The organism is Brevundimonas sp. (assembly GCF_035626535.1).
In the GTDB taxonomy this organism is placed as follows: domain Bacteria; phylum Pseudomonadota; class Alphaproteobacteria; order Caulobacterales; family Caulobacteraceae; genus Brevundimonas.
The window spans coordinates 106,094-129,429 of sequence record NZ_DASPNO010000016.1 but is presented as its reverse complement, the minus strand read 5'-3'; the positions used below and the strand labels follow the sequence as shown (position 1 = coordinate 129,429).

General features: G+C 69.8%; 14 protein-coding genes and 1 riboswitch. Of the genes, 7 read left to right on the top strand and 7 right to left on the bottom strand.

Annotated elements, in window-relative coordinates:
* The coding region (locus VEC04_RS02195; protein WP_324773401.1) for an Ig-like domain-containing protein at positions 1 to 3,271 on the bottom strand (3,271 nt) is incomplete at its 3' end.
* An 84-nt stretch (positions 3,272 to 3,355) separates the two neighbouring features.
* The gene (locus VEC04_RS02190) at positions 3,356 to 3,925 is read right to left on the bottom strand and encodes a TetR/AcrR family transcriptional regulator (RefSeq protein ID WP_324773399.1); all 570 of its coding nucleotides are present in this window, start codon (positions 3,923 to 3,925) and stop codon (positions 3,356 to 3,358) included.
* 166 nt (positions 3,926 to 4,091) lie between these two features.
* Here VEC04_RS02190 and VEC04_RS02185 point away from each other — a divergent pair, with 166 nt between their 5' ends.
* The 6 genes from VEC04_RS02185 (at position 4,092) to VEC04_RS02160 (ending at position 13,736) form a co-directional block, all read left to right on the top strand.
* The gene (locus tag VEC04_RS02185; protein ID WP_324773397.1) at positions 4,092 to 5,291 is read left to right on the top strand and encodes an efflux RND transporter periplasmic adaptor subunit; all 1,200 of its coding nucleotides are present in this window, start codon (positions 4,092 to 4,094) and stop codon (positions 5,289 to 5,291) included.
* Between the two features lie 7 nt (positions 5,292 to 5,298).
* On the top strand, positions 5,299 to 8,553 hold the full coding sequence (locus VEC04_RS02180) for a multidrug efflux RND transporter permease subunit (RefSeq protein ID WP_324773395.1): 3,255 nt from the start codon (positions 5,299 to 5,301) through the stop codon (positions 8,551 to 8,553).
* Positions 8,553 to 9,989, top strand: a complete 1,437-nt coding sequence (locus tag VEC04_RS02175; RefSeq protein WP_324773393.1) for a TolC family protein — start codon at positions 8,553 to 8,555, stop codon at positions 9,987 to 9,989. Before VEC04_RS02180 ends, VEC04_RS02175 begins: the two co-directional genes overlap by 1 nt.
* Positions 9,990 to 10,081: 92 nt before the next feature.
* Positions 10,082 to 10,202: riboswitch (SAM riboswitch) on the top strand.
* Positions 10,203 to 10,306: 104 nt separating this feature from the next.
* The gene (gene metX / locus VEC04_RS02170) at positions 10,307 to 11,311 is read left to right on the top strand and encodes a homoserine O-succinyltransferase MetX (protein ID WP_324773391.1); all 1,005 of its coding nucleotides are present in this window, start codon (positions 10,307 to 10,309) and stop codon (positions 11,309 to 11,311) included.
* Positions 11,308 to 12,492: a cystathionine gamma-synthase gene (gene metB / locus VEC04_RS02165; RefSeq protein WP_324773389.1), complete on the top strand. Its 1,185-nt coding sequence runs from the start codon at positions 11,308 to 11,310 to the stop codon at positions 12,490 to 12,492. The genes metX and metB overlap by 4 nt, the downstream gene beginning before the upstream one ends.
* A gap of 11 nt (positions 12,493 to 12,503) precedes the next feature.
* Complete coding sequence (locus VEC04_RS02160; RefSeq protein WP_324773387.1) at positions 12,504 to 13,736, top strand: hypothetical protein; 1,233 nt, start codon at positions 12,504 to 12,506, stop codon at positions 13,734 to 13,736.
* A 63-nt stretch (positions 13,737 to 13,799) separates the two neighbouring features.
* On the opposite strand, the gene VEC04_RS02155 is transcribed toward VEC04_RS02160, so the two are convergent.
* Positions 13,800 to 16,784 (bottom strand): TonB-dependent receptor, encoded by a 2,985-nt coding sequence (locus VEC04_RS02155; protein WP_324773385.1) that lies wholly within the window; start codon positions 16,782 to 16,784, stop codon positions 13,800 to 13,802.
* Between the two features lie 230 nt (positions 16,785 to 17,014).
* Here VEC04_RS02155 and VEC04_RS02150 point away from each other — a divergent pair, with 230 nt between their 5' ends.
* Positions 17,015 to 18,319 (top strand): pectate lyase, encoded by a 1,305-nt coding sequence (locus VEC04_RS02150; RefSeq protein WP_324773383.1) that lies wholly within the window; start codon positions 17,015 to 17,017, stop codon positions 18,317 to 18,319.
* On the opposite strand, the gene VEC04_RS02145 is transcribed toward VEC04_RS02150, so the two are convergent.
* The 4 genes from VEC04_RS02145 to VEC04_RS02130 all read right to left on the bottom strand — a co-directional run bounded on the left by VEC04_RS02145 (position 18,312) and on the right by VEC04_RS02130 (position 23,308).
* Positions 18,312 to 18,476, bottom strand: coding sequence for a hypothetical protein (locus VEC04_RS02145; protein ID WP_324773381.1), 165 nt, complete (start codon positions 18,474 to 18,476; stop codon positions 18,312 to 18,314). The two genes, VEC04_RS02150 and VEC04_RS02145, sit on opposite strands and share 8 nt — an antisense overlap.
* A gap of 82 nt (positions 18,477 to 18,558) precedes the next feature.
* Positions 18,559 to 19,314: a 2-dehydro-3-deoxy-D-gluconate 5-dehydrogenase KduD gene (gene kduD, locus VEC04_RS02140; protein WP_324773379.1), complete on the bottom strand. Its 756-nt coding sequence runs from the start codon at positions 19,312 to 19,314 to the stop codon at positions 18,559 to 18,561.
* Positions 19,311 to 20,144 (bottom strand): 5-dehydro-4-deoxy-D-glucuronate isomerase, encoded by an 834-nt coding sequence (kduI, locus tag VEC04_RS02135; protein ID WP_324773376.1) that lies wholly within the window; start codon positions 20,142 to 20,144, stop codon positions 19,311 to 19,313. Before kduI ends, kduD begins: the two co-directional genes overlap by 4 nt.
* 104 nt (positions 20,145 to 20,248) lie before the next feature.
* Positions 20,249 to 23,308, bottom strand: a complete 3,060-nt coding sequence (locus VEC04_RS02130; protein WP_324773374.1) for a tetratricopeptide repeat protein — start codon at positions 23,306 to 23,308, stop codon at positions 20,249 to 20,251.
* Between the last annotated feature and the right edge of the window lie 28 nt (positions 23,309 to 23,336).

Here is a 23,336-nt window from a genome sequence, read left to right as displayed (position 1 = left end):
CGTACAGCTCATCCAGACCGCCGCCGCCGCCGGACAGGCGATCGTCGCCGGCCCCGCCGACCAGCACGTTGTCCGCCGCGCTTCCGGTCCCGACGAAATCGCCGGTTCCGGTGTAGACGAGGTTCTCGACGTTGGCGGCGGTCAGGGTGTAGCTCGCGAGGGCCGTCTGGACAGTGTCCGTTCCCGCGCCGACGGCCTCGACCAGGGTGTCGCCGGCGACGCTGACGATATAGATGTCGTCGCCCGCCCCGCCTTTCAGCTCGTTCGCGGCCCCGGCGCCGCCGGCCAGAACGTCGTTTCCATCGAGACCGGACAGGACGTCGGCGCCCAGCCCGCCGGTGATCCGGTTGGCTTCGCTCGTGCCCACGCCCACGAAGGCGCCGGAGCCGATGTAGGTCAGACCTTCGACGTGCGTGCGCAGGGTATAGGTGGCGAGGGCGGTCTCGACCGTATCGAACCCGGCGTCAGCGTTTTCGATGATGGTGTCGCCGGCCGCCTCGACGACGAAGGTGTCGTCGCCGAGGCCGCCGTACAGCTCGTTGGCCGCGCCCAAACCGCCGGCCAACCGGTCGTTCCCGGCCTGACCGACGAGGATGTCGCGGTCCGTGCCGCCGGTGATCTCGTCGCCGAAAGCCGTACCGAACATCGTGCCGGAGCCATTGATGACCGTGCCGTCCTGGCCGTTGATGGTGATGGTCAGGGTCGCGGTGGAGCTGACGCCCTCTCCGTCCGTGATGGTGTAGGCGAAGGTGTCGGTGGCGGTCTGGCCCTGCAGCAGGGTGCGGGCGGCGGCGGCGGGAGTGAAGACGTACGAGCCGTCCGCCTGGATGACCACGCTGCCCCAGTCGCCGGCGATGCTCTGCCCGACGTTGGCGGCCTGGCCCTCGACCCCGGTGACGGTGATCGAGCCGCCCAGAGCGGCGTAGTCGTTGGCGAGGAGGCCGGCGCCGGCCCCGACCGACAGCACCGAGGTCTCGTCCGTGCCGCCGGCGTCGGCAGCGGCGTTCGTCGGGGCCTCGACGGCGAATTCGACCGTGCGGGGCGCGCTGGAAACGAGGCCGTCGAAGACGGTGTAGGTGAAGGAGGCGGTGCCGCTGAAGCCCGACGTCGGGCTGAAGGTGAAGGCGCCGGTTTCCGGATCGATGACCACCGTGCCGTGCTGGGCGGATCCCGGCGTCAGGACATAGGTCAGCGCGTCGCCGTCGGAGTCGCTGGCCTCGCCGAGGGTTCCCGAGACGGGCTGGCCGGGCGCGGCCTGGGGCTCGACCGTATCCGCGCCGTCGAGCGAGGGGGCGTCGTTGACCGGCGACGCCTCGCCCGGATCCCAGGCGGCGATCGCGCTGTCGAGGGCGGCCATCTCGGCCGGCGACAGGCTCTCCGCCGCCTCGGCCTTGTTCAGGGTGAGCATCTGGATGAGCTGGGGGTATCCCGGGGGGGCGCCGAACTTCAGCGCCACGCCCAGCCAGAAATAGGCGTCCGAGGCCGAGGCGCCGACGCCCTCGCCGTCCAGGTAACGGCGTCCGAGCGCATAGGCCGCCTCCATCTGCCCCATGTTGGCGGCCCTGATGAAGCCTTCAACGGCCAGCGCCTTGTCCATCGGCGCGCCGAGTCCGAGGTGGTCGAGGATGGCGAGCCGGAAGACGGCGTCCTTGTTGTTCGGAAGCGCTTCGAGCAGTTCCCGGGCGCGGCCGTAGTCGCGTTCGCCGCCCTCGCCCGAGACGTAGAGGCGCGCCAGCATCAGGCTGGCCTCCGGCACGACGCCGACGGCCAGTTCGAGAAACTCCCGCTCAAGGACTTTGTTCTTGGTGATCCCGTTGACGCCCGAGTTCAGCCAGGTGGCGTAGTGGTAGGCGGCGTTGGGGTCGCCCGCATAGGCCAGGAGGGTCGCGTAATAGACCCAGTTCCCCATGTCGCCCGTGCCCAGATACTGGGTTCCGACCTGTTCCAGCGTGGGCAGGGCGGGCGCCTGGCCGGCGGGGTGGACCGTCAGCACGACGGTCTTCTCGACGGTGACGACATGGCCGTCCGTCACCCGGTACTGGAACGAGGCCTCGCCCGTGAACCCGGAGGTCGGCGTAAAGACATAGTGGCCGCTCTTCGGATCGAGATCGAGCGTGCCGCCCACGACCGAGCCGTCGACCAGTTCGAAGGTCAGGGTGTCGCCATCGACGTCCGTCCCCTTGAACAGGGTGAATTCGAACGGCTCGCCGGCCTCGATGTCGACCGACTCCCTGCGGGTCGAGATGAGGGGCGCGTCGTTGATCCCGCCGATGTAGACGATGACGTTGATGGGGTCGGAGGTGTTGACGCCGTCGGTCACCGTGTACTGGAACACCGCCGCCCCGACATAGTCGGTGGGGCCGAAATAGTTCGCCGGCGGGGTGAAGACGAATGCGCCCGTGTCGGGGTCGATGGTGACAGACCCGTTCTGCACAGATCCCGACACGAGGCTGAAGGTGGCGTTGTCCATATCGACGCCGTCGGCGCCGGCCAGAACGCCCGACGCATCCTGGTCCTCGAGCCCGTAATGGATTTCCGGATTGAGGCCGCTGGCGCCGGTGGGGGTGGCCGGCGTCTGTGTCCGCACCGTGATGTTGGCGAGATCCAGAAATCCGCTGGGCGGGGCGTCCGGATCGTCATTGAGGACGACGAGGTGCAGGGTCGCATCGACCTGCGAGAGGGTCTGGGCGAGATCGAACGGCTTGTAGCGGTCGGCCCACTCGCCCTCGAAGCTCTCGTAGTTGCCGGCGTAGGTCCAGTCGGCGGGGTCGTCGCTGATCTGCAGGGTGATAGTGACCCAGTCGTCCGTGATCTGACCCATCATGTCGCCGCCGGTGTTGGCCCAGTTGGTGACCTGAAGCCCGACGTAGACATTCTCCATCAAACCCGTTTCGGGCACATAGCGACAGAGCCAGAGGGCGAGCTTGCCGCCATTGGCGAGGAAGTCCGTGCCGCGCACGGTCATCTCGAACTCGGCGCCGACGAGGTTCAGGACGCCCGGCGAGCCCTGCGTCGCCGTTCCGAGGTGCGCCACCAGCCAGATCGCGCCGATGCCGTCGATGTGGTTGGCGTCGAGCGGCCCCGGGGCCTGCAAACGGGTGAACTGTTCATATTGGCCGCCCGGCTCGGTCACGACCGAGGGCGGCAGCCAGGTGGTCCACGGACCAAGCCCGTAGGTGAAGTCCCAGCTGTATTCGTACGGGGGCGGGGAGACGGGATCGGATTGAACGAGGTCGTCGCCCCCGACGGGCGCCGGTTCGATGCCTTGCATGTACGCCTCCCACACAACTGCGGGGAACCCATAACCTTCGTGTCCGGCCGCGGCAACCAATGGCCCCGGAGCGGGCGACGGGGCTCAGCCGTCGATGATGTCCTGGAGGATCGCCGCCATGCGGACCTCCATCGCCTCGCATTCCTCTGCCGACAGGCCGAAGCCGCCGGTGATCTCGCGGCTGACCGCCATGCCCATGACGAAGGCGGCGGCGAGGCGGGCGCGAACGGCGGCGTCCGGGCCCCCGACCCATTCGGCGAAGGGGTTGAAGAAGCGCTCGTTGCCGGTGCGCTGGACCAGCTCCATGGCCTTGGTCGAGCCGACCGAGCGGAGCAGGATCAACAGGCCCTTGAGCTTGCTCTCGCTTTTGCCCTCGAAGATGGCCTCGTGGGCGATGCGTTCGCCGAAGGTGGAGCGGTCGCCCAGCATCAGGTCGGCGCCGTTCTCGCAGCTGTCGAGGACGGTGGTGAACAGGTCTTCCTTCGAGCCGAAATAGCGGGACACAAGGGCCGCGTCGACGCCCACGTCGCGGGCGATGTCGCGCATGCCGACGTCGTCATAGCTCTCGCGCGCGAACCGTTCGCGCGCGGCCTCCAGAATGGCGGCGCGGGTCGCCTCGGCGTTTCTCGGCCGCGGCGCGACATGACAAAACAACAGGATAGCTCCTGACAAAGCCCCACGCGCTATATGGCTTTGTCATCACCCGTTGACAAGCGCCGAGTCGATCACCATTAAGTCACCGGGCGTTGACTAGCGGCTTCCTCCCCGATCGCCGCAGCCGACAGAGACAGGGATTTCTCCCTTACGGAGACTACTATTCATGCGCACGATGAAGATCGTGGCCGCGTCCGCCCTGATGGCGGCCGCGCTCTATGGCTGTTCCTCGCGGAGCGAGGCCCAGGCCCCGCCCGCGCCGTCGGTCACGGTGGCCGTTCCGCTGGTGCAGGCGGTCCAGGACTGGGACGAGTTCACGGGCCGTTTCGAGGCGACCCAGTCGGTCGAGGTGCGGGCCCGCGTCGGCGGCTACATCTCGGGCGTCCATTTCCGCGACGGCGACTATGTCCGCCGTGGGCAGCTGCTGTTCACGCTTGATCCGCGTCCGGCCCAGGCCGCCCTGGCCTCGGCCCGGGCGCAGCTGGCGCAGGCGCAGGCCCAGTTGACGCTGGCGCGGAGCGAGCTGGAACGGGCCGAGACGCTGCTGGAATCCCAGGCTGTGTCGCAGGCCGAGGTCGACACCCGGCGCGGCGCCCTGCAGACGGCCCAGGCGGCGATCGCCGCCGCCAACGCCAATGTCCGGGCGCGGCAGCTGGATCTCGAGTTCACCCGCGTCACCGCGCCGATCTCGGGCCGCGTGTCCGACCGGCGGGTCGACGCCGGCAATCTGGTCGCCGGCGGATCGTCAGCCGCCGACGTGCTGACCACCGTGGTCTCCAGCGCCCCGATCCATTTCGTCTTCGACGGCTCGGAAGCCGTGCTGCTGAAGTATCAGCGGCAGGCCCGCCGCGGCGCCGCCCCGATCCAGGTGCGGCTGCAGGACGAGAGCGACTTCAGCCGTTCCGGCACGCTCGATTTCACCGACAACGCGGTGGATACGTCGTCGGGCGTGGTCCGGCTGAGGGCGGTGATCCCCAACGCCGACGGCTTCCTGAAGCCGGGCATGTTCGGCCAGGCGCGACTGGCGGGCGCCGGGACCTACAACGCCATGCTGGTGCCGGACGCTTCCATCGCCACCGATCAGGCGCGCCGTATCGTCTATGTCGTGGCCGCCGACGGCTCGGTCGCGCCCAAGCCGGTGCAGCTGGGTCCGCTGGTCGATGGCCTGCGCGTCATCCGCTCCGGCCTGCTGCCGACCGACCGGGTCATCATCAACGGCGTCCAGCGGATCCAGCAGCCGGGCATGAAGGTGTCGGCCCGCAACGGCCAGATCCGCCCCGTCGCCCGTCCGGTGCAGGCCCCGGTGACCCAGTCCGCTCCGGCCTCGACGGCGACCTTCGCCAACAGCCTCTCCTCGGGCGACTGATCCGGCCATGAACATCTCACGCTTCTTCATCGACCGGCCGATCTTCGCGGCCGTGATTTCGGTGTTCATCACCCTGCTCGGCGTGTTCGCCTATCCGCTGCTGCCTCTGTCGCAGTATCCGGAGATCGCGCCGCCGACGATCGCGGTGACCGCCGTCTATCCGGGCGCCTCGGCCGAAACCATGGCCGAGACGGTGGCGGCTCCCATCGAGCAGGAGGTCAACGGGGTGGAGCGAATGCTCTATCTGTCGTCGTCCTCGACCTCGGACGGCGTGGCGACGATCACCGTCACCTTCGAACCCGGCACGGACCTGGATGCGGCCCAGGTGCTGGTCCAGAACCGGGTGTCGCTCGCCGAGCCCCGACTGCCCGAACCCGTGCGCCAGATCGGCGTGACGGTGAACAAGCAGCAGCAGGACTTCCTGCTGATCGTCGGCCTGACCTCGCCCGACCGCAGCCTGGCCAACGACTATATCGGCAACTACGCCAACTCGACTCTGCGCGACCGCTTCCTGCGCATCAACGGCGTCGGCGCGGTGCAGGTGTTCGGCGGCGGCAACTATTCGATGCGGGTGTGGATCGACCCCAACAAGGCCGCGGCCCGCAATCTGACCGCCCAGGAAATCGTCGGCGCGCTGCGCGGCCAGAACACATCGGCCGCCGCCGGCGCGATCGGGCAACCGCCCTTCCCCACCAACGCCGCCGCCTTCCAGCTGCCGGTGCAGGTGCAGTCGCGTCTGAGCGACCCGGACCAGTTCGGCGATATCGTCATCAAGACCGACGCCCAGGGCCGAACCACCCGGGTGCGCGACGTCGCACGCGTCGAGCTTGGATCCCAGGACTACGGCATCCGGGGCTATTTCGACGGCCAGCCGGGCGTGGCCCTCGCTATCCAGCAGCAGCCCGGCGCCAACGCGCTGGAGACCGCGGATCTGGTGATGGCCGAAATCGAGGCCGTCCGGGCCGACCTGCCCCAGGGCATGGCCATCTCGGTGCCCTACAACCCGACGGAGTTCGTCGCCGAGTCCGTCGAGGCGGTGCAGCACACCGTGTTCGAGGCGATGATCCTGGTGGTGCTGGTGGTCATCGTCTTCCTGCAGACCTGGCGCGCCGCCATCATTCCGATCGTGGCCATTCCGGTGTCGCTGGTCGGCACCTTCGCGGTGCTGCTGGGGCTGGGCTATTCGATCAACTCGCTGTCGCTGTTCGGCCTCGTGCTGGCCATCGGCATCGTGGTCGACGACGCCATCGTCGTGGTCGAGAACGTCGAGCGCTACATCCGCATGGGTCTGACCCCGAAGGAGGCGGCCCACCGCTCGATGCGCGAGGTCTCCGGCGCGCTGATCGCGATCGGTCTGGTGCTGGTGGCGGTGTTCGTGCCGACGGCCTTCGTGCCGGGCATTCCCGGCATCTTCTATCAGCAGTTCGCGGTGACCATCGCCTCGGCCTCGGTGATCTCGTTGCTGGTGTCGCTGACCCTCTCGCCGGCCATGGCCGCGGTGCTGCTGAAGCCCCACGACCTGAGCCACGCGCCGGTCCGCAAACCGGGGCCGCTGGGGGCGGTGGCCTATTACGGCGGCTGGGCTGGACGCCGGTTCAACGAGGGCTTCGACTGGCTTTCGGACAAATACGGCCGGCTGACCGCCCGTCTGGTGCGTACGGCCGGCGTGGTGCTGGCCATCTATGTCGGCCTGCTGGCCCTGACCGCCTGGCGCGTCGTCGACACGCCGACCGGCTTCATCCCCGACCAGGATCAGGGCTATCTGATCGGCGTCGTCCAGCTGCCCGCGGGCGCCTCGCTGGAGCGCACCGAGGCGGTGATGACGCAGGCCCGCAATATCATCGAGAAGACCGAAGGCGTGGACGGCACCGTGGCCTTCGCCGGTCTCGACGGCTCGAGCTTCTCGTTCGGGTCGAACGCGGCGACGATCTTCGTGCGCCTCGACGAGTTTGAAGAGCGCAAGACGAGGGAGACGGCGGCGGCGGCTCTGGCCGGCGCCATCACCGGGGCCACCTTCGGCATCGAGGACGCCAACATCTTCGTCATCGCCCCGCCGTCGGTGCAGGGGCTCGGCAACGGCAACGGCTTCAAGATGATGGTCCAGGACCGCGGCGGGCAGGGCTATCGCGCCCTGGAAGGCGCCACCTTCGCCATGATGGGGGCCGCCGCGCAGCAGCCGGACAAGGTCCAGCAGGTGTTCTCGCTCTACAACACCGGCTCGCCCCGGGTGTCGGCGGACGTCGACCGCGACAAGGCGCTGATGATGGGGGTCCAGCCCGACGACGTGTTCGACACGCTCGGAATCTATCTGGGCTCGGCCTACATCAACGACTTCAACTTCCTGGGCCGCACCTTCCGGGTGACGGCGCAGGCGGAACCGGCCTATCGCGACGACGTCGCCGACATCGCCAATCTGAAGACCCGCTCGGCCTCCGGCGCCATGGTGCCGATCGGCTCGGTGGCGACGCTGAGAGACGATTCCGGTCCGGCCCGCGTGGTCCGCTACAACCTGTTCCCTTCCTCGGAGCTTCAGGGGCAGGCGGCGCCCGGCGTGTCGTCCGGCCAGGCGCTGGACACCATGGAGCAGCTCGCCGCGGCCAGTCTGCCGCCCGGTTTCTCCTTCGAATGGACCGAGCTGGCGCTGCAGGAGAAGATTTCGTCCGGCGGCACCACCCTGGTGTTCCTGATGGCCGTGGTGTTCGTCTTCCTGGTCCTCGCGGCCCAGTACGAGGCCTTCACCCTGCCGCTGGCGATCGTGCTGATCGTGCCGATGTGCGTGCTGGCGGCGATGATCGGGATCGGCATCCGGGGACTGGACAACAACATCCTGGTCCAGATCGGCCTGGTTGTGCTGATCGCGCTGGCGGCGAAGAACGCCATCCTGATCGTGGAGTTCGCCAAACAGGCCGAGGAGCACGAGGGGCTGAACCGGTGGGATGCGGCCGTGCAGGCCGCCCGCACCCGGCTGCGTCCGATCCTGATGACGTCCTTCGCCTTCATCTTCGGCGTGGTGCCGCTGATGCTGGCCACCGGTCCCGGCGCGGAGATGCGCCAGTCGCTGGGCACGGCCGTCTTCTCGGGCATGCTGGGCGTGACCCTGTTCGGCCTGATCTTCACCCCGGTCTTCTACGTCGTCAGCCGCTGGCTGGCCTCAAGGATGCCGAAGCGGCCGGAGAAGCCGACCGCCGTTCCCACCACCCATGGCCTGCCGCCGCATGACGCCGAGCCCGCGCCGGCTACGCCGCGGCTGGGAGACGCCTGATGACGACCCGATCCCCTCTCCGGTTCCTGACCGCAACCGCCGGCGCCAGCCTGTTGCTGGCCTCGTGCGCGGTCGGGCCGAAGGCGCCTGACGCGACCCTTCCCCCCTCCGCGTCGGGCGCCTTCATCGGGGCCGCCACGCCCGCCGTGACAGCCGAGGCCGCGCGCGACGACTGGTGGCGGCTGTACGACGATCCGGTGCTGGACGGCCTGGTGCGCCAGGCCCTGGTCGAGAACAACGAGCTGGAGGCCGCGGCGGCCAATCTCCGCGCCGTCCGCGCCACGCTGGCCGAGACTCGCGGCGCGCGCCTGCCGCGGCTGAACACCAGCGCCTCGGCGACCTACAGCCGGCAGTCGGCGGGCTCAATCCCGCCCGGCGGCGGGCCCCTCGGCCCGCAGGACGAGGTCGAGACCTATGATGCCGGTTTCGACGTGAGCTACGAGATCGATCTGTGGGGCCGGGTCGCGGCCGCGATCAGGGCCGCCCGGGCGGACGCCGCCGCCGCCGAGGCCGCGTTGGACATCGTTCGTGTGACAGTCGCGGCGGAGACCGCGCGGGCCTATGCCGACGCCTGTTCGGCCAACGCCCAGATCGAGGTGGCCGAACGCACCATCGAGCTTCAGTCCGGCACGGTCGACCTGACCCGGCGCCTGCTCGACGCCGGATCGGGCAACGGCCTCGACGTCGCCCGCGCCCGCTCGGCGCTGGAGTTGGTTCGGGCCGCGCTGCCGCCCCTGCGCGCCCAGCGCGACGGAGCCCTGTTCCGCCTCGCCACCCTGACCGGACGCACGCCGGCGGAGGCCTCGGACGCCGCACGCGTCTGCCTCCGTCCGCCCCAGCTGTCGCAGCCGATCCCGGTCGGCGACGGCGCCGCCCTGCTGGCACGACGGCCTGACGTGCGCAGGGCGGAGCGGCAGGTCGCGGCGGCGGCGGCGCGGATCAATGTGGCGGTCGCCAGCCTGTATCCGACCATCAGCCTCGGCGGCTCGGCCGGTGCGACGGCGCTCGACATCGGGGAGCTCGGCGACGAGGACAATTTCCGTTTCAGCGTCGGGCCGCTGATCAGCTGGTCGTTCACAACGCCAGGGGTCAATCGCGCGCGGGTCGAACGGGCGGACGCCAACACCCAGGCCGCCCTCGCCGCCTTCGACCAGACGGTGCTCGTCGCGCTGCAGGAGACCGAGACGGCGCTGGCCAACTACGCCAACGAGCTGGACCGGCGCTCGGCGCTGCAGGCGGCGCGGGACCAGGCGGCCAATGCGGCCCGGCTGTCCCGGCTGCGCTTCGACGCGGGAGCCGACAGCTTCCTGGCCGTGCTGGACGCGGAACGGACGCTGGCGGCCGCCGACGCCCAGCTGGCGGCCTCGGAGGCCCTGGTCACTACCTACCAGATCGCCCTGTTCAAGGCGCTGGCAGGCGGCTGGAGCGAGGGCTGATCGCCCTCCCTGATCCGCTCATCCCGGCGAAAGTCGGATGAGCGGGTTTCTTCAAGGGTTGACGGCTGCACTGAGCTCGGCCACCGTAAGGGCACTCATCAAGACCGGCTGAGGGATAGGCCCTTTGACGCCGGGGCAACCTTCCAGGATCCACCCGATCCTGGAGATGGTGCCAACTCCTGCGGGGTTCCTCGGAGCCGCGAGAGATGAGTGAAGCGACGGCCCCTCCACGCGCGGGGTCCGGCTGACTTCACGGGTCTGTCACCGCTCGAATTGGTTCGCCCCATCGGTTTCGCTGAGCGAAAGCGGAGCGGACCGTGGCGTCCCCAGACCTGACTGACCGAGACTGGCCCATCGACGAAGCGCCCGGACGCGATGTCCGGGCGGTCATTCCCGAAGATTTCCGGCTGCGGTCCGGCGAGCGCCTGGCCGCCGCCGAGGTAGTCGGCCGGCTGCATGGTCCCGGGCAGGGCCCGCTGGTGGTGGTCGCCGGCGGCATCTCCAGCGGCCGGTTCGCGGCGCGCTGGTGGTCGTGGGCGGTGAAGTCCGGCGGGCCGGTCGATCTGGACCGGGTTCGGGTGCTGGCCTTCGACCTGCTGCCGGGCCGCAACGATCCGGGCGTCACCATCACCACGGCGGATCAGGCCCGCCTGCTGGCCATGCTGCTCGACGCGGCCGGCGAGCCGCGCGTTGAGGCCTTCGTCGGCGCTTCCTACGGGGGCTGCATCGGCCTCGCCTTCGCGGCGGCCTTCCCGGAGCGGAACGGCCAGTTGACAGTCATCTCGGCAGCGCACCGGACGCATGCCGCCGCCACGGCCTGGCGGGGGGTGCAGCGTCGGCTGCTGGCCTTCGCCCGCGACTGCGGCCGGGAGGCCGAGGGCGTGGCGCTGGCGCGCGAGCTGGCTATGGCGACCTATCGCACGCCGGAGGAATTCGCCCTGCGCTTCGCCCCCACGCCGCCGGCCGAGGCGGGCGGGCCCTACCCCGTCTGTGACTATCTGATTGCGCGCGGCGCGGCCTATGCGGAGCTCACCTCGGCCGCGCGCTGGATATCCCTGTCGGATTCGCTGGACCGCCACGCGGTGGAACCGGAAGCGGTCCGCTGTCCGCTGACCGTCGTCGGCTTCACCTCCGACCGCCTCGTGCCGATCGAGGACAGCCGCGAACTGGCCGCCCGCGCGCCGGACCTGCGGCGTCTGGTCGAGGCGCCGTCCATCTTCGGCCACGACGCCTTCCTGAAGGAGCGCGAACTGGTCGGCCGCGTGCTGCACGGCGCCCTTTCCCCGCTCTACGCCACCTCACATCGCGAGATCGCCGCATGACCTGTCCGTCCGAAGTCCGCCCCTGTACGACCGCCGCGCGCCATGGCGTGAACAGCGACCCGGCGCACGGCGCGGTGATGCCGCCGCTCTACCTGTCCTCGAATTTCACTTTCGACGGACTCGAGGGGAAGCGGCGCTACGACTACACGCGCTCGGGCAATCCGACGCGGGACGTGCTGGCCGAGGCCCTCGCGCGGCTGGAGGGCGGCTGCGGGGCGGTGATCACGGCCACGGGCATGGCGGCGGTGGACCTGGCCCTGTCCTCTCTGGAGCCCGGCGATCTGCTGATCGCGCCGCATGACCTCTACGGCGGCACCCACCGGCTGCTGTCCGCCCGGGCCAGACGGGGGCATTTCGAGGTCGCCTTCGTCGACCAGAACGACCGGGAGGCGCTGGACGCCGCCTTCGCCCGCGGGCCGAAGCTGATCCTGATCGAGACGCCGTCCAATCCGCTGATGCGGGTGGTGGACGTCGCCGACCTGTGCGCCCGGGCGCACGCCGTCGGCTGCAGGGCGGCGGTGGACAACACCTTCCTGTCGCCGGCGCTGCAGCAGCCGATCGCCCTCGGCGCCGACATGGTGATCCATTCCACGACCAAATACATCAACGGCCATTCCGACGTGGTCGGCGGCTGCGTGGTGGCGAAGGACCCGACTGACCTGGAGCAGCTGGGCTGGTGGGCCAACTGCCTCGGCGTCACCGGCTCGCCGTTCGACGCCTGGCTGACCCTGCGCGGGGTGCGCACCCTGTTCGCGCGCATCGAGCGGCAGCAGGCAACCGCGGGCCGGATCGCCGAATGGCTGGCCGTCCATCCCGCCGTGAAGGCGGTGCACTACCCCGGACTGGCGAACCATCCCGGCCATGCGGTGGCGTCGCGTCAGCAGAAGGGGTTCGGGGCCATGCTCAGCTTCGAGCTGGCCGACGTCGCCGCCGTGCGGGCGCTGGTCGACGGGCTGCGGGTGTTCACCCTGGCCGAGTCGCTCGGCGGGGTGGAGAGCCTGATCGCCCATCCGGCGCTGATGACCCATGCCGCCATGATGCCGGAGGCGCGCGCGACGGCGGGGATCACCGATGGCCTGCTGCGCCTGTCCATCGGGCTGGAGCATCCCGAGGACCTGCTGGCCGACCTGTCGGCCGCGCTGGCGGCCGTGCCGATTCCGCTCGCCGCCGAAGCCGCGTGAGGGACGCCGCCATGACCGCCCTACCGCTTTCCGTTCGCCTCCCAACCGCCGCCGACGTCGCCTCCCCGGTCGTCGACGAGCCGGTGGCCCTGCTGCAGCTCGACCTGGCCGACCCGGCCGAGGCCGCCTCCGCCGTGTACCGCGAGGTCCGGCGCGGCCGCCGCGTGGTCGCCGTCGCCTGCGGCAGGGCCGATGCGCCCGCCCGACTGGCGCGCGCCCTGAACGCCATCGGAGTCGAGGCCGCCCTGCCCGCCTCCGGCGAAGGCCTGCTGGGCGCCGGCGTGGCCATCGTGGCCGGGCCCGGGGCGGCGCCCGCCCGGCCGATGCCGGCCTCCGCCCGTGCGCTGCGCGTCGCCCTCGCCGGCTGCGGCGTCGTCGGCGGCGGCGTGGCCGCCCGACTGCTCGCCGATCCCCGGTTCGATCTGGTCGGCGTGCTGGTCCGCGATCCGGGCAAGGCGCGCGACGTCGTCGTGCCGCACGATCTGCTGCTCTCCGATCCGGGCGCCCTGCTGGCGCGCGAGCCGGATGTGGTGATCGAGGCGATCTCGGAGGCGTCGACCGGTCTGGCCCTGCTCCGGGCGGCCCTGTCGAGGGGCGTGGACGTGGTCAGCGCCAACAAGCAGGCGGTCGGCGGCGACCTGCCGGCCCTGACCGCGCTGGCGGAAGCCTCGGGCGCGCGGCTGCTCTACTCGGCCAGCGTCGGCGGCGGTTCGCCCCTGATCGAGACCGTACGCCGGGCCCGCGCCCACGGGCCGGTCGTGGCGGTCGAGGCGGTGCTGAACGGCACTTGCAACTTCATTCTCAACAGGCTGGCGGAGGGGCAGGCTTTCGGCGCCGCGCTCGACGCCGCCCGGGCCGCCGGGTTCGCGGAGGAGGATCCGAGCGCCGACCTGACCGGCCTCGACGCCGCCGCCAAGCTGGCCATCCTCGCCCACGAGGCGGCGGGCTGGCGTCTGCCGGTCGAGGCCGTTTCACGCGAGGCGCTGTCAGCTGAGCAAGCGCTGCCGCCGGACGGGGTCCGGCAGATCGCGCGGCTGAACATCGAGGGACGGCGGGCGAACGTCGCCTTCGAGGCCCGTGGCGGCGACCCGCTGTTCGGCGACCTCGCCGACGAGGGCAATGCGCTGCGGGCGATCACGGCCGACGGACGGGTGTTCACTGCGCGGGGGCGGGGCGCGGGCCGGGCGCCGACCGCCGAAAGCGTCTGGGCAGACCTGACCGATCTGCTGGCGAGCTGCGAATGAACCCAAAGAAAACGCCGCCGGGTTGGGGCCCGGCGGCGTGAAGGCGGCTTCTATCAGGAGAGATCAGAAGCGATAGCGGGCGCCGACGAAATACTGCCGGCCGGTGTGGTGGTAGACGGACGTGCTCTCGCGGTCCGCGCCGTCGCCGACGAACTGGTGATTGAACTCGTCGGTGAGGTTGAGGGCCTCGAAGGTCAGTTCGACCTGGTCGCTCAGCTGGTACGAGGCGGAGGCGTCGAGGTTGAACGTCTCCTTCTTGCCTTCGACCTGGTTGCCGTTCCGGCCCGGGACGTTCTGCGTGTAGGCGTCGCGGGCCGCCGCCGAGATGCGGGCCGACAGCCTGTCGTCCTCATAATAGAGGGTGGCGTTCCAGGACTCGGGCGACAGGTTGATCAGGTCGGCGGTCTGGAAGGCCGTGCACAGGGCGTTGGCGCAGTAGTCGATCTCCGACTCCACGTGCGTGTAGTTCAGCTGCACGCCGGTGTTGCCGAGCGGGCCCGGCAGGAAGCGGAAGGGCTGCTGATAGCTGATCTCGAAGCCCTTCAGCGGACCGCCCTCGGTGTTCACCGCCGCAGTCAGCTGGAAGATCTGGCTGGGGGAGCAGGCGCCGGTGCAGTACTGCGGCGCGAAGGCCGACGGGTTCAGCGCGGTCAGGGCCGTATAGGGCAGGTCCTGGCGCAGGATCTGGATGTAGGTGTCGATGTCCTTGTAGAAATACGCGAAGGACAGCAGGCTTTCCTCGGCGAAATACCATTCGACGCTGAGGTCGTAGGTGTTGGCCCGGAACGGCTCCAGCTTCACGTTGCCGATGGTGGCTGTGAAGTTCGGACCGGTCGCCGCCAGTGAGGTGGTCGGCACCAGATAGTTCGTGCCGGCCAGGGTGTTGCCGATCTGCGGACGCGCCATGACCTTGGCCGCGCCGAAGCGGACGAGCAGGTCCTCCACGGGTTCGAAGGTCAGGTTCAGCGACGGCAGGGTGTCGGTGTATTCGTTCTCGCCGGTCACCAGGGTGCCGCCGCCGGTCGAGCTGTAGCCCTCCGCCTCAAGCCAGGTGGTGACGTGGCGGACGCCGAGGTTGCCGCGCACCGGCATGCTGAACAGCGTCGTGTCGAAGTCGCCCTGGAGATAGAAGGCCAGATCTTCCTCGTAGATCCGCCGGTTGCTGCCACGGGCGTTGCCGTTGGTGATGCTGGTCAGGCGGAAGTCGCCGCCGGGCACGCCGGTGTCGCAGTTGCAGTAGATGTTGAACAGCGACGCGATCGCGTTCAGGTCCGGGCGCAGCCAGGAACTGGCGGTGCCGTTCGGGATCAGATTGGATCCGTAGCCGGTCAGCAGGTTCGAGATGTCGGCGACGGTGACGCCCGGCGGCAGGGCCGGAACGACGGTTTCATCGGTGCGGCGGGATTCGAACGACACCGAGTCATAGGTCTTCCAGTTCACGCCGGCCTTGATCGTCAGCCAGTCCCGGGCGTCGTACTCGATGTCGGCCTGGGCGGAATCGAAGACCGTGTCGACGCCGTTCGGGCGCAGACGGATCTCGGAGCGGGGCACGGCGTTGCCGATCGCGCGCCATTCCCAGTTGGCCGGATCGGTGACGTCGAAGCCGTAGTCGATGACCGGCGCGTTCGGATTGCCGCGGAAGTCCCACGAATAGCCGTCAGTGTTCGAGCGATCGAGGGTGACCGTGGTCTGGATCGGGTTGTCGAAATTCGACTCCGCCCGGCCGAAATAATAGCGGCCGCGCAGGCGGTCGGAGAACTCGTGCTCGGCCGTCAGGCTGATCTGCAGGAATTCGGTCGACAGGACGTCGAAGCGGCTCTCCGAGCGGACGTCGACGTTGTCGAACAGGCCGTAGACCAGCATGCCGTTCTCGACCTCGGCGTCGAGGACGTGGACCTGGGGCTGGCCGCCGGCCGCGGCGTTGCGGCTGAACGACAGGGCCTCGAGGAAGTCCTCCTGACGGGTCGCGTCGAGCTTGGAATACAGCACGTCGAGCGAGAACAGGGTGCTGTCGGCGGGCCGCCACTGGAAGGCGCCGGTGACGCCGAGGCGTTCCTGGGTGTGGCTCAGACGGCCGTAGCGCGGCAGGCGCGGGATGAAGACGTCGGCCGAGTTGGCCAGTTGATAGGCGGCGATGTTGCCCGGCGTGTTGGCAGGACGGGGATTGCCCGTCGAGCAGTTGGCGGCGTTCGAGCCGTTGGCGCCACTGTTGCCCGGGTTCTGCGGGGCATAGCCGAACGGCGAGCAGAAGCCGCCGCTATTGCCGCTGCCGGGCGCGGCCGCGGGCGCCCAGCGGACCGAGCTGAAGCCCTCCTCGAGGGAGTCGCGCTCGCTCCAGGCCAGCGAGAGCAGGGCGCCGAACTCGTCGTTCGATCCGAAGGTGTCGCTGAGCAGGAAGGCCGTGCGCGGGCTCCAGCTTTCCGACAGGTCGTTGTAGCCGCCCTGAACCGAGGCGGCGGCGGTGAAGCCGCGGTAGTCGAAAGGCCGCGACGCCTGCAGGTCGACCGTGGCGCCCAGCGAGCCCTCCTCGGTCTCGGCGGCGGCGGTCTTGCGGACCGTGATGCTCTGGAAGAGCTCGGAGGCGAAGACGTTGAAGTCGAAGCCGCGGCCGCGGTTGGCGCCGCCCGAGGAGTCGGTGCCGCCGGCGGTGGCCTGGGCCTCCATGCCGTTGATGCGGGTGCGGGTGAAGTCGGCGCCGAGGCCGCGAACCGTGATCGAGCGGCCTTCGCCGGCGTCGCGGTCGATGGCCACGCCCGGCACCCGCTGGATCGACTCGGCCAGGTTCAGATCGGGGAAGTCGGCGATGTCCTCGGCGACGATGACGTCGACGACGTTGGCCTCGCGGCGCTTGGCGTCGAGACTGGCGCTCAGGCTGGCGCGGTAGCCGGTGACGACGACCTCGTCGACCTGGTCCGCCTGCGGATCCTGGGGCGCGGTCTGCGCGGCGGCGGCGCCGGCTCCCAGCGACAGGGCGACCGCGAGGCCCGAGGCGCCGGCGAACAGCGTACGACGCAGGGCGCGGGGCCCCGACTGAATGGCTTGCAACATATGCCTCCTCCCAATGGGCATACAGGACGCCGGAGTGACCCCGGTCTATCGATTTTTGCGGTTGGGCCCCGCTGAGTTCCGTGGGGCCATCCCGTTTGACACCGGTGTCATATTCGCATGGAATGCGTCCTGACACCGGTAGCAATCAAGAGCCTAACCCGATGATCCGCGTTTTCGCAAGGCCGGTTCGACACAAGGCGGTCACAAGCGCTGCGGTAACGGCGCTATGCGTGGCGTTCGGGGCACACCCGGCGGCGGCGCAGAAACCGGCGCTGGCCTTTCCGGGGGCGGAGGGGGCGGGCCGGCATGCGCTGGGCGGGCGAGGCGGCGCGATCTGGCGCGTCACCAACCTGAACGACAGCGGCCCCGGCAGCCTGCGGGCGGCGGTGGAGGCCGAGGGCCCGCGCACGGTGATTTTCGACATCGGGGGGACGATCCGCCTCGCGTCGCCCCTGACCATCCGGCGCGGACGCATCACACTGGCGGGGCAGACCGCGCCGGGAGGCGGCGTCACCCTGCGCGATCAGCCGCTGATCGTCGCCGCCGACGACGTGGTCATCCGCCATCTCCGCTCGCGGCTCGGCGACGAGAGCGGGGTCGAGGCCGACGCCATCTCGATCGAGCGCGGACGGCGCATCATCCTCGACCACGTCTCGGCCTCGTGGTCGGTCGACGAGACCCTGTCGGTCGGCAGCCGCTACGACCTGCCGGAGCGCGGAATCTACGATGTGACGGTGCAGTGGTCGGTGATCGCGGAATCGCTGAACGCCTCAGGCCACGGCAAGGGCGACCACGGCTACGGCTCGCTGATCCGGGGCGGCCATGGCGCGCGCATGACCTTCCATCACAATCTATGGGCGGCCCACCGGGCGCGCATGCCGCGGCCGGGCAACTATAATTCGCCCGCCGTCGATCCGGTCGGACCCCGTTTCGAGTTCCGCTCCAACGTCTTCCATGACTGGGGCGGGTCGCACGCCGGCTACAACGCCGACACGGAGAGCCTTTCGGCCTACGCCTTCATCGGCAACGCCTACCTGCCCGGGCCGGATTCCCGCGGCCGCTGGGCCTTCGAGGAGTCCAACCCTCTGGCCCGCGCGTGGTTCGAGGACAACGCCATGGCCGGGGTCGTTCCCGCCGATCCCTGGAGCCTGGTGCGGGACAGCGACCGGCCGGGCTACCGCCTGATTGCGCGGCCGGACTGGGCGGAGCCGGCCCGGGAGTCCCCGGACGAGGCGCTGGCCAGGGTGCTGGACCGCGCCGGAGCGGGACCGGTGAGAGACGCCGTCGATGCGCGGATCATAGCGGCGGTGCGCGAGCGTTCGGGCCGTATCATCGACAGTCAGGCACAGGTCGGCGGTTGGCCCGTATTGGACCCCGGCGAACCTTGGCGGGACGCCGACGGCGACGGGCTGCCTGACGACTGGGAGATCGCGCGGCGCCTGAACCCGTTGGACTCCGCTGACGGAGCGGCCGATCCCGACGGCGACGGCTTCACCAACCTCGAGGACTGGCTGAACGCCCTGGCGGCTAGTTGAGGATCTGGCCCGGCGGACGGCGGCGCGCCACCTCCATCCACTGATCGGCCAATTCGAGCAGCCCCTCCCTGCGATCACGGTCAGGCTCGCGCACGGCCTCGGCGATCAGATCCCTGACCTTCTGGCGGCATTGCTCGGCGGAACGGAGAGGGGTCATAAGTTGGGTTCGCGACATACCTGTCAGGCAAACCGCGGGTACGCCGGCCGGTTCCGTATGGCCCCGGTGTCAAAGTCCGCCGTTATCGGGCCAGCCAGCCGCCATCGACGGGCAGCACCGCCCCGTGCACGTAGGCCGAAGAGTCCGACGCCAGGAACACCGCCGCGCCCTTCAGATCGGCCGGATCGCCCCAGCGGCCCGCCGGAATGCGCGCGAGGATGTCGCGGTTGCGGCCCTCGTCGGCGCGCAGGGCCTCGGTGTTGTTGGTGGCGAAATAGCCCGGCGCGATGCCGTTGACGTTGATGCCCTTGCCCGCCCATTCGCAGGCCAGCAGACGGGTCAGCCCGGCCAGACCGCTCTTGGAGGCGGTGTAGGACGGCACGCGGATGCCGCCCTGGAAGCTGAGCATCGAGCAGATGTTGATGATCCTGCCGCCCCGCCCGGCCTCGACCCAGGTGCGCGCCACGGCCTGCGAGAGGAAGAAGGCCGACTTCAGATTGGTGTCCATCACCGCGTCCCAGTCCGCCTCGGTGAAGTCGAGGCTGTCGGCGCGACGGATGATGCCGGCGTTGTTGACCAGGATGTCGACGGCGCCGACCGCGCCCATCGCCTGGGCCACCACGTCCGCGATCGGGTCGATCGAGGACAGGTCGGCCGGTATGGCGTGCACGGCGCGTCCGGCCGCCTCGACCATCCGCGCGGTCTCCGTCGGAGCGGAGCGTCCGACGGCGACGATGTCGGCCCCCGCCTCGGCCAGGCCGACGGCGATGGCCTGCCCCAGGCCGGTGTTGGCGCCGGTGACGAGGGCCGTGCGGCCGGTGAGGTCGAAGGGGCTCATTTCAGCTGGCAGATGTCGAGGACGTGCATGTCGGTGTAGTCGAGATTCTCGCCGCCCATGGCCCAGATGAAGGTGTAGTTCGAGGTGCCCGCGCCCATGTGGATCGACCACGGCGGCGACACCACGGCCTCGCCGTCGGCGACCACGATATGCCGCTGCGCGTCCGGCTCGCCCATGAAGTGATAGACCCGGTCGTTCTCCGACAGGCCGAAGTAGAAATAGACCTCCGAGCGGCGGTCGTGCAGGTGGGGCGGCATGGTGTTCCACACGCTGCCGGTCTTGAGGATCGTCAGGCCCAGCAGCAGTTGGCACGACTGGCAGGTGGCCGGGACGATGTATTGGTAGATGGTCCGCTCGTTCGACGTCTCCAGCGCGCCCCTCTCCAGCGGCACGGCCTGCGCCAGCGAGATGTGCTTCGTCTCGTAGCGGGCGTGGGCGGGGGTCGAGGCGAGGTAGAAGCGGGTATCGCCGGCGAAGGTCACCGCCTTCGAGCCCATGGCGATGTAGAGGCCGTCATTGGCTTCCAGGGTGAAGGCCCGGCCGTCGACCGTGACCGTGCCGGTCGTCGCGCCGACATTGACCACGCCCAGTTCGCGGCGCTCGAGGAACGGGTGGCCCGCGGCCGAGGCCGGTTCGGTCTGGTCAGGCAGCTTCACCGTCGCGCCGCCCGGCTGGACGCCGCCGACCACAAAGCGTTCGTAATGGGTGTAGTTCAGCCGGATCTCGCCCGCCGCGAACAGGCCGTCGATCAGATAGCGATCACGCAGCTGGTCATTGGAGACCCCGTCCATCATGTCCGGATGGGTGGCGTGGTAGGTCTTGCAGTACATGAAACTCACCTTGTCGGGACCGGGCCGCCCCGTCTAGGTAACCGGTGTCATGACAAGCCGCAAGGCGCGGTCTGGCGTCCACGCGACGGCGCGAAGCCCCTCGCCTACTGCGCCCGCGCTTCGTAGGTCTCGAAGTCTTCCGCGATCCGCGCCGACAGCCGCACCGCCGCGGCCTTGTCCGCCGCCGCTTCCGCGGCCCGGCCGAGCGCCTGTTTGGCCAGACCCCGACCGTAGAGCGACGCCGCCTGCCGCGGCTCCAGCTCAAGAGCCCGGTCGTAGACTTCCAACGCCTCGGCGGGGCGTCCAAGATGCAGGAGCACGAGACCCCGGCTGTCCATGAAGCCCGCCACCTCGGGCCGCAACGCCAAGGCCGCGTCGCAGTCCTTAAGGGCCTGTTCGAGATCGACCCCCGCGACGGCCTGCGTCCAGCAGAGGTTGTTCAGAAGTCCGGCGCTTTCGCGGGCGATCGGCCGGACGACCGCCATATCCGCGCGTGCGCCCTCGAGATTCCCGCGCTGGAGGCGAATCGCGGCGCGGTCGAGAAGAAGGAGGGGGTGGTCGGGCTCCAGCGCGACGGCCCTGTCGAGCACAGCCTCGGCGCCGTCGAAGTCGTCCTTGCGCTGTAGAACCGAGGCCTGCAGCTGCATGACCTCCACGTCGGTCGGGTTCCGCTCCACGAGCCCGGCGGCCGCGGCGGCGGCCTCCTCGAGACGACCCGCCTCCGTCAGGATGGTGATCTCCTGGAGGTCGATTTCCTGGAGGTCGATTTCCGCCGACGCCGGCCTCAGCTCCCTGACCTTGCGCAGGTCGGCCAAAGCCTTCTCCCACTCGCCCATGTCGAGATAGGCCTGGCTGCGGACCCCGAGCACGAAGGGATCGTCGGGGTAGCTGCGAAGCGACATCGAGAACTCGACCACCGCGTCGAGGTGACGTTGCTCCGCGAGCGCGATCAGGCCCCGTCCGTTCATCGCGATGCGTTCGGCCGGATTGATCTCGCTGGCCTTGTCGAAGTCCTCGGCGGCGCCTCGGGCATCTCCCAGCCAGAAGCGGGTGATGCCCCGGTTGGCGTAAGCGTTCGCATCCGTCGGATCGAGCGCGATGGCGCGATCGAAGGCGGTGAGCGCTTCCTCCGACCGGCCGTTGCTGTTGAGCGCGAGGGCCCTGTTGACCCACTCCGAGGCGGTCCGGGGATCGTCGGACTCCAAGGCGGTTAGATCACTCGACGTCGCGTCATAGCTGTTCGGAGCGCGGACTTCCGCGACCGCACGGCTCAGCCGCTGAAGCGGTTCCTCAGCGGCGGCGCGTTCCGCCTCCGTCATCTCCGGGCGAAGGGTGAGCGTCTCGCGCTCCATGACGACCCGCGCGCCGTCCTTGGTCACCCGCCGGCGATGATGGTAGGCGGCCGCCTCCTCGTCGATGTCGACGGCGTCCACCACGAACCCTTCGCCGCCGTCGGGCAGAATGATCGTGGTGCGGAAGCGGCTGTAGAGCGGATAGTTGGTGACGATCGGAACGTCGCGGAACGGGCCCTCGTCGCGCCGTTCGCCGGCGTCCCACGACACCCGCGAGACCGGAATCTCGGCCCGTCGACTGCCGCGGGAGGCCCAGTCGATCGTCGTTTCGCCCGCCATGGTCAGACGGAATTCGTTGCGCTCGACGTCGTAGGCCGAGCCGACCTCCCGGATATCCACGTCGTCCAGCAGCGCCGGCCACATCGAGCGCATGTAGGCGTCGCGCTGTCCCTGCTGGGCGACTGAAAACTGGGACTGCAGGACGACGGCGGAATCGCCCCGGAGCAGAATCTCCCCGGTGACGGGCGCCTTGCCATAGAGGCCTTTGCTGAGATCGATTTCGAGCGAGGTTTCGCGCAGGGGCTGGCCCGGCGGCTGGCGCGGCATGCGAACCAGCGCCGCTCCGGCGCTCTCGACCGGAAGCACCCAGCCGTAGTCGAGCGCCGGCAGGGTGACGAGCGAGCGGTCGCCCGAACGGGTCCCGTCGAGCCAGACCGTCTGCCCGTCCACCTCGGCCTGGACGATCACGTGATCGAAGGAGGCGACGGTAGGCAGGCGCGTGTCGAGCCCATCGTTGAATGAATTGACGAGCACCGGTCGGGCTGCGACGCCCAGCTCACGCAACAGGGCGAGAAGCAGGACGGTCTTGCCCTTGCAGTCGCCGAGACGCCGGTTCCAGGTGTCGTCGGCGGTCGCCGGGACGAGGCCGCCCTCGCCCATGGCCAGCGCCAGGTAGCGCACCTCGTCCTGCACCAGACGGAGCGCGGCCAGCACCTGATCGGCCGGGGTGGGATTGGCGGCGCGGATGCGCTCGACCTCGGCCCTGAGCGGAGAGTCGGCCGCGAGCATCGAGGCCTCGGCATAGAGCGGGGCGAAGACGGCAGCGAGGTCGGCCCACGACCGGTAGTCCGTCCCTTCGAGCAGGCGGACCTGATGAAAGCGCAAGGGAGCGGTGTCCGGGACCAGCACAGGCTCCAGCCCGTTGAGGAGCACCTCGAACTCGGAACGGTCGCCTTGGCGCCGGACGGCGGGCGCGGCCCAGTCGTCGGAGGCCTGGATGCGCAGGCCGATCGCGGTCGGCCACGACCCGCGCAGATAGAACTGATCGGCCTTCGTTGGCACGGCCCCGCTGGCCACGAATTCCGCATGCGAGCCGAGAACGGGAATCCGGGTCGTGACGGAGTAGGCGAACTCCAGCCGGTCTCCGACGCGAAGGTCGTCCAGCTGGAGGGTCGCCGTGAGCACGCCGTCGACGATGGCGGCCTCGAGGTTGGCCTCGCGCCGCAGGATGGCGAACTCCTTGCCGGCGAGGGCGTCGATCCTTTCGCCGCCGCGGATGATGTCGAGGGTGTGCACCGTCACGTCCTGGCTGGCCGGGTTCCACGGCAGGGCGACAGTGCCGAAACCTGCGAGGGCCTGGGGCGCCAGGACGGCGGCCCGGGTGCGGATGTAGGTGTGCGTGCCCGCCTCGTCGAAGCGGAACTGCTGTTCGAAAAGCTCGATCCGGAAGGCGTCGCCGGCTGAAGGGCCGGCGGGCGTTGCGGCCGGAACCGCCTTGACCCAGGCCGGAGCCGGTCCGCGGGCGATGGTGTCGCCGGCATGCGCCACGGACGCGGCGAACAGTGCGAACAGAACTATCAGGATCGTACGCATGGTCCCCCGACCTCAATCTACGCGAGCG